This is a genomic window from Priestia sp. YIM B13486 (assembly GCF_042787865.1).
GTDB classification, from domain to species: domain Bacteria; phylum Bacillota; class Bacilli; order Bacillales; family Bacillaceae_H; genus Priestia; species Priestia megaterium.
This window is the reverse complement of sequence record NZ_JBHZOZ010000018.1, coordinates 1-12,514: the sequence shown is the minus strand read 5'-3', so window position 1 is coordinate 12,514 and position 12,514 is coordinate 1. Positions and strand designations below refer to the sequence as shown.

General features: G+C 37.8%; 17 protein-coding genes and 1 tRNA gene. 16 read left to right on the top strand and 2 right to left on the bottom strand.

Going from position 1 to position 12,514, the window contains the following annotated elements; all coding sequences use genetic code 11:
* Positions 1-6 precede the first annotated feature (6 nt).
* Complete coding sequence (locus ACFX4G_RS26240) at positions 7-609, bottom strand: rhomboid family intramembrane serine protease (RefSeq protein WP_097825545.1); 603 nt, start codon at positions 607-609, stop codon at positions 7-9.
* Between the two features lie 64 nt (positions 610-673).
* Between ACFX4G_RS26240 and acpS the strand changes: the two genes are divergently transcribed.
* From acpS to ACFX4G_RS26170, 14 genes are all read left to right on the top strand, one after another.
* Positions 674-1,039, top strand: a complete 366-nt coding sequence (gene acpS / locus ACFX4G_RS26235; protein WP_025753519.1) for a holo-ACP synthase — start codon at positions 674-676, stop codon at positions 1,037-1,039.
* A gap of 58 nt (positions 1,040-1,097) precedes the next feature.
* Positions 1,098-2,156 (top strand): LolA family protein, encoded by a 1,059-nt coding sequence (locus tag ACFX4G_RS26230; RefSeq protein ID WP_013081419.1) that lies wholly within the window; start codon positions 1,098-1,100, stop codon positions 2,154-2,156.
* Between the two features lie 62 nt (positions 2,157-2,218).
* Complete coding sequence (alr, locus tag ACFX4G_RS26225; RefSeq protein ID WP_483879943.1) at positions 2,219-3,460, top strand: alanine racemase; 1,242 nt, start codon at positions 2,219-2,221, stop codon at positions 3,458-3,460.
* A 200-nt stretch (positions 3,461-3,660) separates the two neighbouring features.
* Positions 3,661-3,942, top strand: a complete 282-nt coding sequence (locus ACFX4G_RS26220) for a CopG family ribbon-helix-helix protein (protein ID WP_013055003.1) — start codon at positions 3,661-3,663, stop codon at positions 3,940-3,942.
* A gap of 4 nt (positions 3,943-3,946) precedes the next feature.
* Positions 3,947-4,297: a type II toxin-antitoxin system endoribonuclease NdoA gene (gene ndoA, locus ACFX4G_RS26215; protein WP_013055004.1), complete on the top strand. Its 351-nt coding sequence runs from the start codon at positions 3,947-3,949 to the stop codon at positions 4,295-4,297.
* Positions 4,298-4,454: 157 nt separating this feature from the next.
* Entirely contained in the window at positions 4,455-5,291 is an 837-nt protein-coding gene (locus ACFX4G_RS26210) for an RsbT co-antagonist protein RsbRA (protein WP_013055005.1), read from the top strand.
* 2 nt (positions 5,292-5,293) lie between these two features.
* On the top strand, positions 5,294-5,650 hold the full coding sequence (locus tag ACFX4G_RS26205) for an STAS domain-containing protein (protein ID WP_013055006.1): 357 nt from the start codon (positions 5,294-5,296) through the stop codon (positions 5,648-5,650).
* 3 nt (positions 5,651-5,653) lie between these two features.
* Positions 5,654-6,055, top strand: coding sequence for an anti-sigma regulatory factor (locus ACFX4G_RS26200; RefSeq protein WP_013055007.1), 402 nt, complete (start codon positions 5,654-5,656; stop codon positions 6,053-6,055).
* Positions 6,056-6,068: 13 nt separating this feature from the next.
* Positions 6,069-7,079, top strand: a complete 1,011-nt coding sequence (locus ACFX4G_RS26195) for a PP2C family protein-serine/threonine phosphatase (RefSeq protein WP_377577951.1) — start codon at positions 6,069-6,071, stop codon at positions 7,077-7,079.
* Between the two features lie 59 nt (positions 7,080-7,138).
* Positions 7,139-7,471: an anti-sigma factor antagonist gene (locus ACFX4G_RS26190; protein ID WP_013055009.1), complete on the top strand. Its 333-nt coding sequence runs from the start codon at positions 7,139-7,141 to the stop codon at positions 7,469-7,471.
* Positions 7,468-7,953, top strand: a complete 486-nt coding sequence (rsbW, locus tag ACFX4G_RS26185; RefSeq protein ID WP_013055010.1) for an anti-sigma B factor RsbW — start codon at positions 7,468-7,470, stop codon at positions 7,951-7,953. The genes ACFX4G_RS26190 and rsbW overlap by 4 nt, the downstream gene beginning before the upstream one ends.
* Complete coding sequence (gene sigB, locus ACFX4G_RS26180; protein ID WP_013055011.1) at positions 7,919-8,713, top strand: RNA polymerase sigma factor SigB; 795 nt, start codon at positions 7,919-7,921, stop codon at positions 8,711-8,713. The genes rsbW and sigB overlap by 35 nt, the downstream gene beginning before the upstream one ends.
* Positions 8,713-9,318, top strand: coding sequence for a PP2C family serine/threonine-protein phosphatase (locus tag ACFX4G_RS26175; RefSeq protein ID WP_057243274.1), 606 nt, complete (start codon positions 8,713-8,715; stop codon positions 9,316-9,318). Before sigB ends, ACFX4G_RS26175 begins: the two co-directional genes overlap by 1 nt.
* 84 nt (positions 9,319-9,402) lie before the next feature.
* Positions 9,403-11,577, top strand: coding sequence for a Tex family protein (locus ACFX4G_RS26170; RefSeq protein ID WP_097825543.1), 2,175 nt, complete (start codon positions 9,403-9,405; stop codon positions 11,575-11,577).
* 56 nt (positions 11,578-11,633) lie between these two features.
* Here ACFX4G_RS26170 and cmpA read toward each other — a convergent pair whose 3' ends face one another.
* On the bottom strand, positions 11,634-11,750 hold the full coding sequence (gene cmpA, locus ACFX4G_RS26165; protein ID WP_013055014.1) for a cortex morphogenetic protein CmpA: 117 nt from the start codon (positions 11,748-11,750) through the stop codon (positions 11,634-11,636).
* A gap of 109 nt (positions 11,751-11,859) precedes the next feature.
* On the opposite strand from cmpA, the gene ACFX4G_RS26160 reads away from it, so the two are divergent.
* Entirely contained in the window at positions 11,860-12,309 is a 450-nt protein-coding gene (locus ACFX4G_RS26160) for a SprT family protein (RefSeq protein WP_097825542.1), read from the top strand.
* Positions 12,310-12,443: 134 nt separating this feature from the next.
* Positions 12,444-12,514 (top strand) — tRNA-Asn (locus ACFX4G_RS26155).

Genomic DNA, 12,514 nt, shown 5'->3' with positions numbered 1-12,514 from the left:
CAGGCCTCATATCTGTGGCTTGTTTTTCTGTTTGAACGCGAGAAAAGCGAGAAGAAATCCAGCAATACCTCCAACGAAATGAGCTGTGTTGTTGGTTCCTGGCGTTAGCAGACCTGAAAGTAATCCAATAATTAAGAAGACGATAATGATTTGCTGGTTACTTTGAGAAAGCATATGTTTTTGTTTTATTACAAGGTAGAGGTAAAACCCGAGCAGCCCGAAAATGGCACCGGATGCACCTACATGGCTGTAGAAAGAAGATTGGGTTAGAAATGTAACGATATTTCCAAGAAATCCACACGTAAGGTAGAATAGAAGAAACTTATAAGAAGAAAGAATACGCTCAGCACCTGGCCCTAACAAGAACAATGAAAATGAGTTAAAAAGAAGGTGTGAAAAGCTTAGATGCAAAAAGATAGGTGTGAAAAGTCGCCAGTAGTCTCCTTGAGAAATTAAGCTATTCACACCGATAAGCTGATGTATAAAAGATTCTGCAAGGTTTGAGGGAAGAGCGGCAAGTAACCATAGCGCAATGTGAATGCAGATAAGCGTGAAGGTAACAGGGTAAAAACGTTTAAATTCAGCTGCATTTTCTGTGCGTACGAACATATTTGTCACTCCTTTTTATAAAGGCATTTTTATATACTATTCTGTAAGAGAGGATTAAATGAAAATGATTATAGGAACTGGAATTGATATTACAGAGTTAGAGCGGATTGAAAAAATGGTGCAGCGTCAAAGTGCTTTTGTTACTCGGATTTTAACAAAAAATGAAAAAGAACGCTATGAAAAGCTATCAAGCCGACGTAAGGTCGAATTTTTAGCAGGGAGATTTGCTGTGAAGGAAGCATATTCGAAAGCTCTTGGAACAGGAATAGGAAAAGATTTCAGCTTCCAAGATATCGAAATCGTGAATGATGAAAGAGGAAAGCCCCACATTGTTACAAAACAACCACTGGACGCGTCCGTACACGTATCTATTTCCCACAGTGCGCACTATGCGATTGCTCAAGTAATTATTGAACGCTTGTCAAGCTAGTCTGCATATTCACTATTTCTTGTTCATATATTCATAGTGTGGATAGGGGAGACAAGATATGTTCTTGCTTCTCCGTTTAGCTGTGAATATACGAAATAAAGGAGTTGGGGAAATGCATAAAAAATGGATTGGCTTATTTGTTTGCGCCTTTTTTCTCTTAGCCTTATCAGCATGCGGTGAAAAAAGTCAGCAGGATGTAACAGATGCATTGGATGCCAAGGTACAAGAAATGGCCGGGTATAAATCAGATGCTAAGATGACATTGAATACAGGGAAAGATGCTCAAGTATACGATGTAGAGATTTGGCATAGTAAGCCTATGTATTATCGAGTGAATTTGAAAAATACAAAGAAAGATCAAAGCCAAATGATTTTGCGTAATGATGAAGGGGTTTTTGTTTTAACGCCCGCCTTAAATAAAAGCTTTCGTTTTCAAAGTGACTGGCCACAAAATAGCAGTCAAGCTTATTTGTATGAATCCCTTGTCCAAGATATTGTGAAGGATGAAAAGGCAAGTTTTAAATCAACAAATAAGCATTATATTTTTGAAACAAAAACCAACTATCAAAATAGCACGATGCTTCCTAAACAAGAAATTACGCTGAACAAAAGTGATTTAGCGCCTGTTTCGGTTAAAATTATGGATACGGATAACAAAGTGTTAATAAAAGTTGATTTCTCTAAGGTGAAATTCGATTCTAAGTTTGATAAAGGGGCTTTTGATACAAAAAGAAACATGACAAGTGCAAAGATTGACGTTCCGACATTAGCTCAGCAGAAATCATTTAGCGTCCTTTATCCTAAGGATGTTCCAAAAGGTACAAAGCTGTCCAAGGAAAAGAAAATTGAGACGGAAAATGGCGAGAGAGTCGTTTTAATGTACAAAGGAGAAAAGCCGTTTACGCTTGTACAAGAAAAAGCGCAAGTAGCTAAAACAGCAACATCTACAGTTACTGCCGGAGAGCCATTTGATTTAGGTTTTACTGTGGGAGCTTTAACGGATAAAAGTCTATCTTGGACATATAATGGAGTAGACTTTATGCTGGCTTCTGATCAGCTAACACCAGATGAATTGAGTACAGTTGCTAGATCTGTGCAAAGTCAGATGGGAAAATAAGAGAAGCTTACAAGCCTGCATATATGTAGGCTTGTTCTTGCGTAATTTGAATAAAGATCGAGATGAAGTTTGACTATAGATGTATTATACTAACAGAGGAAAGTACGTTTAGAATGGTTCTGAAAAAAGGAAGTGTCGTAGTAATGGATGCATTTTATAGAGAAACATGGGCAGAAATTGATGTAGAAGCCATTTTTCAAAATGTGAATCATGTAAGAGAACTGATACCGGGGCATAAAACGTTAATGGCCGTAGTGAAGGCGAATGCGTACGGGCATGGAGATAAAGAAGTAGCAGAGATTGCGCTTCAAGCTGGTGCTGATATGCTAGCTGTAGCTTTTTTGGATGAAGCTATTGCTCTTCGGAAAAAAGGAATAAAGGAGTCCATTTTAGTATTAGGCGCCGTGCCTACCCTACACATTCAAACTGCATTGGAGTGGGATGTAACGGTCACTGCTTATAGCAAAGCTTGGATTGAAGAAGCGGCGTCCATTCTAGGTGAAAACAGTCAGCTGCATATGCATTTAAAAATAGATACAGGCATGGGTCGCTTGGGAGTTAGAACAAAAGAAGAATTACACGAAACAATGAAGATCATCGCTTCTCATTCGGGATTCGTGCTGGATGGAGTGTTTACACACTTTGCAACAGCAGATGAGCTAAACTCGACTTATTTTGAAGAACAATACACATTCTTTGAAGAAATGGTTCGAATTGTGAAAGAATATAATTTTACACCTCCGATGATTCACTGTGCAAATAGCGCAGCCTTGCTTCGTCGTCCGAAAGATATCTTTAATGGCGTACGCTTAGGTATCTCTATGTATGGCTTGAGTCCTTCTGAGGAATTAAAAGAAGTCTTGCCAATTCCGTTAAAACAAGCTTTTTCGCTGCACAGCCGTATTGTCCATATTAAAAAAGTCAAAAAAGGGAGTCATATCAGTTACGGAGCTACTTATGAAGCTAAAGAAGATGAATGGATTGCTACTATTCCAGTAGGATACGCAGACGGCTGGATTCGTAAATTAAGCAATTTTGAAGTATTAGTAGATGGAGTTAAAGTGCCAATTGTTGGTAGAATCTGCATGGATCAATTGATGATTAAATTACCTAAAATGTATAAAATGGGTACAAAAGTAACATTTATTGGAAAACAAAAAGGTGCTGAAATTACAATTGATGAAGTAGCGAAGCATCTTGAAACAATTAATTATGAAATCCCTTGCATGGTTGCAGCAAGGGTTCCGAGGGTTTATACAAGAGATTCGCAGCACATTGATGTTAATAATTATATCTTGCGCTGAATATACATCTTCCTGAGTCAACATAAAAAGTCTGCGAACACAAGACAATAAAATAATAACTTCCATGCATAAAAGAGGGTATCAATTGACGATAATAGTGTAGAAATTGACAGAATTAACTTTCCATTAAAGCTAATCAATGTTATGATAAGGAAAGATGAGACTATTGGTGTGTGTATTGATGTTGGAGGTGTATGTTTGTGTCTGAAGCGAGCGCAACTACAGAAATCCTAGTAAGATTACCGAAAAATTTAGTATCGGAGCTCGATCTTATGGTTAAACAAGAAAATGGCAACCGAAGTGATTTTATTCACCAAGCAACAAAATTGTACCTTCGTGAGCGAAAAAAACGCCATATTCGCGAATCAATGAGACGTGGATATATGGAGATGGCAAAGATAAACTTAAATATTGCTTCCGAGGCTTTTCTAGCAGAGTATGAAGCTGATCATACTGTGGATCGTTTAGTAAGCGGGGGGTAATGACTTGGTAGTCAAACGTGGCGACGTTTATTTTGCTGACCTATCTCCTGTTGTTGGCTCAGAACAAGGAGGCGTTCGCCCTGTACTTGTCATTCAAAATGATATAGGCAATCGTTTTAGCCCAACTGTTATTGTAGCTGCGATCACTGCTCAAATTCAAAAGGCAAAGTTACCTACGCATGTTGAAATTGATGCAAAGCGCTATGGATTTGAGCGAGATTCAGTTATTTTACTAGAACAAATTCGTACTATTGATAAACAGAGGCTAACAGACAAGATTACCCATTTAGATGATGAAATGATGGACAGAGTGGATGAAGCCTTGCAAATCAGTGTAGGACTTATCGACTTTTAGAATTATACTTCCATTTATGCTAAGTTGCTCCTTTATGAGCAACTTTTTTAATTTGACTAGGAATAATCAGTAAACGTATATTGTAATAAGAAACCTTTTAAAAATGATAATATATATATAGATATAAATGAGTGTATTGACTCACAAGGAGGACCTCATGAATCAAGATTTATTCAATTATATACAAAATCATAAATCAGAAATTTTTGATCGATGGCTAGTGTTAATGAATGATGTGGAAACAGAGCGCATTAAAAACATTGTATCCGAGCAAGTGTACGTAAATGTAAGCTCTGATTTTGTAAATTTACTTTTGGCAAAAGCATTCCGTGATCAGGAAAATTTTGCAGAGGAACTAGAGGAAGTAGTAGGACGAGTTGTGAGTTTAGGGTGGCCTCTTGCTTATTTAACACAGGGTGTACGTAACTTGGGTCACGTAGTGGTCGAAGGGTATGTAAACAGTGAACATGTAAAGGCTGACCAAACTCATTCTGAATTATTCTATCGGTTTGACAAATGGTTAAGCCCTATTTATAACAAAATAGTAGAACAATACTCCAACTCGTGGGAAAATACAGTTATGTTGCAAAAAGTTGCACTTCAAGAATTGTCTGCTCCATTAATACCGGTATTTGATAAAATTACAGTAATGCCGCTTGTAGGAACAATTGACACTGATCGCGCAAAGAAAATTATGGAAAACTTACTGCAAGGTGTCGTAAAGCACCGATCAGAGGTCGTATTAATAGATATTACCGGAGTACCAGTAGTGGATACGATGGTTGCCCATCATATTATTCAAGCTGCTGAAGCCGTACGTTTGGTTGGAGCCAAGTGTTTGTTAGTAGGAATTCGTCCGGAAATTGCTCAGACTATTGTGAACTTAGGTATTAACTTAAACGAAATTATTACGAAAAATTCATTAAAAAAAGGCGTAGAGTTTGCGTTAGAAATGACTGAGCGGAAAATAGTGGATATAGAATCGGAGGAATAAACGTGAGAATACCCATTTTGAAATTGTACGACTATTTATTGGTATCCATTCAATGGGAGCTGGATGATCAAACGGCTATTCAATTCCAAGAAGATTTGCTAAGTAAAATTCATCAAACTGGAGCAAAAGGAGTGGTAATCGATTTAACTTCAATTGATATGATCGATTCATTCATCGCAAAAGTTTTAGGTGACGTGGTTAGCATGTCTAATTTGATGGGGGCTAGAGTAGTATTAACAGGTATCCAGCCTGCAGTAGCTATTACACTTGTTGAGTTAGGGATTGGCCTAAATGATGTTCTTACTGCACTCGATTTAGAAAAAGGTCTTGAGAAACTCCAATCGGAATTGGGGGATTAGTATATGGAATTCCAATCCAGCGTAAAAATCGTAACAGAATGGGACATCGTAGCGGCACGCCAATTAGGTAGAAATGTGTCGAAAGAGCTAGGGTTTGGAACAGTTGACCAAGCTCGTATTACAACCGCCATTTCTGAATTAGCTCGTAATATTTACCTATATGCGGGTAAGGGTCAAATCTATATTGAGAAATTAAATCGTGGAGGAAAAAACGGTCTTCTTGTCGTAGCAACAGATGAAGGGCCAGGTATCCCCGACGTTCGCAAAGTAATGGAAGATGGATACTCAACATCGGGTGGACTAGGAGCTGGGCTTCCTGGGGTAAAACGATTGATGGATGAGTTTGACATCGAAACAAATGTCGGAGAAGGTACTGAGATTAAAGCAGTTAAGTGGCTCCGGTAGGAGGAAATAGATAATGTCTTTTGATAAAGAGATGAGAGATTTATACAAAGATATTTTGGGGAACTATATCCAAACACAAAATGAACAAATTTTGTATCAAGGACAAAAACTAAGTAGAAAATCTTTAGAGAATGAAATATCGCCAGAAGATATTGTGAGCATTCATAAAGAAGTGATTGAAGAAATTTATTCTGATATTCCAGAAAAAGTGCTGCATTCTCTGGACTTTTTACTTGAGGTAATGATTAGCTACGGTCTTGCTCTTCGTGAGCATCAAACATTAAAAAATAAGCAGCGGGAACTTCGTTCTGAAATTGAAGTTGCCGCTAACGTCCAGCAGACGCTGTTGGGGACAAAGGTTCCGGCTAGTTCAACTTTAGAAATTGGTGCGATTAGCGTACCGGCTAAACAGATGAACGGAGATTATTTTCACTTTGTAGAAGAAGAGCACGGCGGGTTAAGTATTGCCATTGCCGATGTGATCGGAAAAGGAATTCCAGCTGCAATGTGTATGTCTATGATCAAGTATGCAATGGACAGCTTACCGGACTCAAGAAAAAATCCAAGTTATGTATTAGAGAACTTGAACAATATTGTAGAGCGAAACGTAGATCCAAGTATGTTTATTACGATGTTCTACGGAAGCTATAATCCCCAGACAAACTTATTTGATTATGCATCTGCAGGGCATGAACCAGGTTTTTATTATGATGCCAAAGCTGATTCATTTGAAGATTTGGAAGCAAAAGGACTCGTGCTAGGAGTCGATCGCCATGTGAAATATCTTCAGTACGAGCAGCAGCTTTCAAAAGGCGATATGATTGTTCTGTTAACAGATGGCGTAACAGAATGCAGAACTGAAGAAGGATTTATTGAAAGATTGGACATCATAAAATTAATTCGAAAATACATGCATTTGTCTCCTCAAGAAATTGTAGAATCTGTATATAAAGAGCTGGAAAAATTACAGCATTTTCAATTGAGGGATGACTTTACATTGATTATTTTGAAGAGTTTAGTTTAAGTATTCTAAATAAGGGTACAGAAAAGATAGCACAAAATTAGAGGGGGTCTACTAATACGATGAATTTAAAAATAGATATACAAAAGGACGGTCAAGCATATCGTATTAAGCTGGCTGGAGAGATTGACGCATATACAGCACCTAAGCTAAAAGAAAAGTTCATGGAAATTACTGAACATACCGAACCAGAAATTATAGTCGATTTAACCGATGTATCATACATGGATAGTACAGGACTAGGTGTATTTATTGCATTGTTAAAAGCCAATAAGAAAAATAACGGCTCTTTGAAATTTGTTGGTGTATCAGAGCGCATCAAGCGCTTATTTGATATTACGGGCCTCACAGACATTTTAAACGTGAATTCACAAGTAGAAGGTGGCGTAAAATGAAACAGCCTTATGACTTTGTTGAGATGAAGATTCCTGCTAAGCCAGACTACGTAGCGATTATTCGACTGACGCTGTCTGGTGTAGCGAACCGGATGGGTTTTTCTTATGATGAAATTGAAGATATGAAAATTGCTGTGAGTGAGGCATGTACAAATGCCGTACAGCATGCTTACAAGAATGAAGAAAATGGTGAAGTGAGAGTAGGTTTTGGTTTATTTGATGACCGTTTAGAAATCATGGTGGTCGATAAAGGTGAAAGCTTTAATTTTGAAGAGCTTAAGGAACATATAGGACCTTATGAAACATCAAAAGAAGTTGAATTTCTTCCTGAAGGTGGACTTGGTTTATATTTAATTGAAACACTAATGGACGAAGTGAAAATGGTCAATTCAAAAGGTGTAACGCTAATGATGACTAAGTATGTGCAAAGAGAGCAGGTGGAGAGTGATGAAAACACAGTCTCAACCTATGAAATTAACTAAAGAACAGGTTCAGGAACGAATTGAGCGCTTTCAAAAAACGCAGGATGAAGAAGCACAAAGTGATCTAGTAGTACATTACAAGAACCTTGTTGAATCTATTGCACGTCGCTATTCAAAAGGCAGAAGCTTACATGAAGATATTGTGCAGGTAGGGATGCTAGGACTGTTAGGAGCTATTAGAAGGTATGATGCTTCATTTGGAAGAAGCTTTGAATCGTTTGCTGTTCCTACAATCATTGGAGAGATTAAGCGGTTTTTACGCGATAAAACGTGGAGTGTCCACGTACCGCGCCGCATCAAAGAATTAGGTCCTAAAATTAAAGCAGCTGTCGAAGAGCTAACAACCCGTTTACAGCGATCTCCTCAAGTGAAAGAAATTGCTGATCATATCGGAGTGACAGAGGAAGAAATTTTAGAAACAATGGAGATGGGGCAAAGTTATCAAGCGTTGTCTGTTGATCATTCCATTGAAGCAGACTCTGATGGAAGTACTGTTACAATCCTTGATTTAGTAGGTGAACAAGAGTCGGGTTATGAGAAAACTGATCAGCGCTTAGTGTTAGAAAAGATTCTTCATGTATTAAGCGATAGAGAAAAAGAAGTGATTCGCTATACATTTATTGAAAATCTGAGTCAAAAAGATGCCGGTGAGAAGTTAGGGATTTCTCAAATGCATGTATCTCGACTGCAAAGAAGAGCTCTTGATAAGCTAAGGACTGCAGCTCGCTCAGATTCTAACGATTCGGAGTATATGTCGTGATGACAGTAGACCCTAATACAAAGTTGATTCAAACTCATATATACCAAGAGCCAAAGCAAGGGAACTTATGTTGTGGAGATAGTTACTATGTCAAAGAAACGGATGACTATTTTCTATGTGCAGTGGCAGATGGATTAGGAAGCGGTGAACAAGCTAGAGCCGCTTCTGTAGCTGTTACGGATGTAGCGAAAGCTCATCATCATCTAGATGTGGATGAGATCATTTCTAAGTGTAACAAAGCTACTCGACATACAAGAGGTGCGGCAGTAGCTATTTTGAAAATTGATAAAAAACATAACGAATTTCATTATACAAATGTAGGTAATATCCGCTTTTATCTGTATTCTCCGGAGGGAAAATTAACGTACCCTCTACCAATTCAAGGTTTTTTATCAGGGAAAATTCAAAAGTTCCGCACACAAACCTTCCCATATGACTCCGGTTCTAAATTTTTGATTCATACAGATGGCTTAGAATTAAAAGAGATTAAATCTGTTTTTGCTAACTCGATGAATGTAGATCAATTGTCGACACGGCTACAGGCAGCAATTCGATCTCATAATGACGATATTACGTATATCGCTGGTCATCTTCCAACTGCATAGCCTTTCTTTTTAGCTCACATGTGTTATTGCATGTGAGTTTTGTTACAATAAAGACAAAGTTTCATTTAGCTAGGAGGATAAGCTGTGTCTGTTGCAACGAAATTAGATAATCAAATTGTTCAACGTGTAAGTAAAGAGGTGGAGATTTCACAAAAGCAAGTACAAAACGTAATTGCTTTAGTAGAAGACGGTAATACAGTTCCCTTTATTGCTCGATATAGAAAAGAACAAACTGGTGCTTTGGATGAAGTCCAAATCCGGAATATTTTAGATTCCTGGAACTACTTAATGAATTTAGAGGAGCGTAAAGAGGAAGTTCTTCGATTAATTGAAGAGCAAGGGAAATTAACTGAGGCACTGGCTGCTCAAATTCATCAAGCGAAGAAATTGCAGCAAGTAGAAGATTTATACCGCCCTTTTAAGCAAAAACGACGTACAAAAGCAACTGTAGCAAAAGAAAAAGGTCTTGAACCATTAGCACAGTGGTTACTAAGTTTTCCACGTTCCGACGTGAAGAACGAAGCGAAAACATACATAAATGAAGAAGCGGGAGTTCAATCTTCTGAAGAAGCTATTCAGGGAGCCCTAGACATTGTAGCGGAACAAATTTCTGACGAAGCATCTTACCGTCAATGGATTCGTACGACTACTGTAAAAGATGGCATAATTGTTACTTCAGTCAAAGATCCCGAAAAAGATGAAAAAAATATCTATGAAATGTACTATGAATATACAGAAGCGGTAAAGCGAATCGTTCCTCATCGTATCTTAGCCATGAATAGAGGAGAAAAAGACAGTATTTTAAAAGTGAGTATTGATGCGCCTACAGATCGTATTCTTTCATATTTACATAAACAAGTAATCAAAAAAAGGGATTCTTCAGCTGAAAGTTATATCATCTCAGCTATAGAAGATGCTTATAAACGCTTAATAGAACCATCTATTGAACGCGAAATCCGTAAAGAGCTATCAGAAAAAGCCGAAGAAAGAGCCATTCACATCTTTTCTGAAAACTTACGGAAACTTCTTCTCCAACCTCCATTGAAAGGGAAAGTGGTATTAGGAGTAGATCCAGCTTTTCGAACAGGCTGCAAATTAGCTGTAGTAGATGAAACAGGCAAGGTATTAAAAATTGATGTTATTTATCCACATCCTCCTGTGAGAAAAGCAGCTGAAGCGCAAAATAAATTAAAGAAAATGTTCGCTGAATACCCTATTGAAGTAGTAGCCATTGGAAACGGAACGGCATCTCGCGAAACGGAGCAATTTGTAGCGGATGTTCTTAAAGAAATTGAAAACCCAGTTTATTATTTGATTGTGAATGAAGCGGGAGCAAGCGTATATTCGGCTTCTGATGTTGCTAGAGAGGAATTTCCTGATTTTCAAGTAGAAGAGCGAAGCGCTGTATCGATTGCCAGAAGGCTGCAAGATCCGCTGGCTGAACTTGTGAAAATCGATCCTAAGTCGGTAGGAGTAGGGCAGTATCAGCATGATGTGTCTCAAAAGCAATTAAATGATTCACTGACTTTTATTGTAGAGACAGTAGTAAATCAGGTAGGAGTAAATGCAAACACGGCTTCTGCTTCGCTTCTACAATACGTTGCTGGTCTAAATAAGACAGTTGCTCAAAACATTGTAAAATATCGGGATGAAAACGGAAAATTCTCTAACCGAAAACAGCTGAAGAAAATTCCGCGTCTAGGTGCTAAAACGTATGAGCAGTGTATTGGGTTTTTACGTATTATAGAAGGTGAAGAACCTTTAGACAGAACGGGTATCCATCCTGAAACATATGGAGACGTTAAAAAGCTTTTAAAGAAAGCTGAAGTGAAAGAGACTGAGCTTGGAACGGAGAAAGTAAAAGAAGCATTAAAACATATTTCTTTACCCGAAATATCAGAAGAACTAAGTATAGGGGAGCTTACTTTAAAAGACATTATAGAAGCGCTCGTAAGACCGGAAAGAGATCCTCGTGATGAACTGCCAAAACCTTTGCTCCGTCAGGATATTTTGAAGCTAGAGGATCTTGCCAAAGGTATTCAGCTTGAAGGTACTGTGCGAAACGTCGTAGACTTCGGAGCGTTCATCGATATAGGAGTTAAGCAAGACGGTCTAGTCCATATTTCTAAATTAACGAATCGGTACGTTAAGCACCCCCTCGATGTCGTTTCAGTAGGAGATTTGGTGAATGTGTGGGTAGAAGACGTAGATATGAAAAAAGGAAGAGTCGCATTGACGATGATTCCGCCCCATCAATAATAAAATTGCCTTTTCAGATTTTCTGAAAAGGCAATTTTATTTTTAAAAAGAAGTGATTAAGAAGCGGAGTTATTTTTTTGATAAAAAAACCAACATTGATTGAGCAATTTTATTTGTGCACGGTCTTTTTCAGAATAAGCGCGCCTCATTTGTTTTTGTAGCCACATTGGCATAAGGACAATCACTCCTTTTCATTTATGATAAGGTAAATAGTGAGTATGTAATGAAGTGTATGCCCAAAGAGCTAGTCAGGTGATTTCATACAGTAGAGGAGTATATAAGATGAATGATAAGGATTTACAAATACTTGTAGAAGAAATTTCATTGAAGCTGTTTCACAAACCATTTCGTCATGAAGCCACTTTTAATCCTCGTTTACGTACGACAGGTGGAAGGTATTTATTACGTACATCTAATATAGAAGTAAACTACAAATACTTTGAACAATATGGCACACAAGAAATAGTAGCAATCATTAAACATGAGCTCTGTCACTATCATTTACATATTGAGGGGAAAGGGTATAAGCATGGAGATCAAGACTTTAAAAGCCTAATGAAAGAAGTAGGGGCCCCCCGATTTTGTCAGGCATTGAAAAAAGAAAGTGATGGAAAGAAAAAAGAGCACATATATGTATGTATGCAGTGCGAGCAAAAATATGTTCGAAAAAGAAAAGTGAACACGGTTAAATATGTTTGTGGAAAGTGTAAAGGTAAATTGAAAAAAATGTAGAAGATGCTTGACTAAAATAGATTGATTATGATAAATTAATAAAGCCGTCTCAAATAAACGGCAAATAAATTACAAAAACTTATTGACATTACATACAATGTCGATTACAATGTAAGAAGTCTGATAAATATTATTCCACAGTAGCTCAGTGGTAGAGCTATCGGCTGTTAACCGATCGGTCGTAGGTTCGAGTCCTACCTGTGGA

What these genes read in the sequence shown, in the direction of transcription:
- ACFX4G_RS26210 (WP_013055005.1), top strand. Translation starts at nt 4,455, where the DNA reads ATGAATCAAGATTTATTCAATTATATACAAAATCATAAATCAGAAATT.
- acpS (WP_025753519.1), top strand. Translation starts at nt 674, where the DNA reads ATGATTATAGGAACTGGAATTGATATTACAGAGTTAGAGCGGATTGAA.
- ACFX4G_RS26200 (WP_013055007.1), top strand. Translation starts at nt 5,654, where the DNA reads ATGGAATTCCAATCCAGCGTAAAAATCGTAACAGAATGGGACATCGTA.
- ACFX4G_RS26190 (WP_013055009.1), top strand. Translation starts at nt 7,139, where the DNA reads ATGAATTTAAAAATAGATATACAAAAGGACGGTCAAGCATATCGTATT.
- sigB (WP_013055011.1), top strand. Translation starts at nt 7,919, where the DNA reads ATGAAAACACAGTCTCAACCTATGAAATTAACTAAAGAACAGGTTCAG.
- alr (WP_483879943.1), top strand. Translation starts at nt 2,219, where the DNA reads ATGAAGTTTGACTATAGATGTATTATACTAACAGAGGAAAGTACGTTT.
- ACFX4G_RS26240 (WP_097825545.1), bottom strand. Translation starts at nt 609, where the DNA reads ATGTTCGTACGCACAGAAAATGCAGCTGAATTTAAACGTTTTTACCCT.
- ACFX4G_RS26230 (WP_013081419.1), top strand. Translation starts at nt 1,098, where the DNA reads ATGTTCTTGCTTCTCCGTTTAGCTGTGAATATACGAAATAAAGGAGTT.
- cmpA (WP_013055014.1), bottom strand. Translation starts at nt 11,750, where the DNA reads ATGCCAATGTGGCTACAAAAACAAATGAGGCGCGCTTATTCTGAAAAA.
- rsbW (WP_013055010.1), top strand. Translation starts at nt 7,468, where the DNA reads ATGAAACAGCCTTATGACTTTGTTGAGATGAAGATTCCTGCTAAGCCA.
- ACFX4G_RS26175 (WP_057243274.1), top strand. Translation starts at nt 8,713, where the DNA reads ATGACAGTAGACCCTAATACAAAGTTGATTCAAACTCATATATACCAA.
- ACFX4G_RS26195 (WP_377577951.1), top strand. Translation starts at nt 6,069, where the DNA reads ATGTCTTTTGATAAAGAGATGAGAGATTTATACAAAGATATTTTGGGG.
- ACFX4G_RS26160 (WP_097825542.1), top strand. Translation starts at nt 11,860, where the DNA reads ATGAATGATAAGGATTTACAAATACTTGTAGAAGAAATTTCATTGAAG.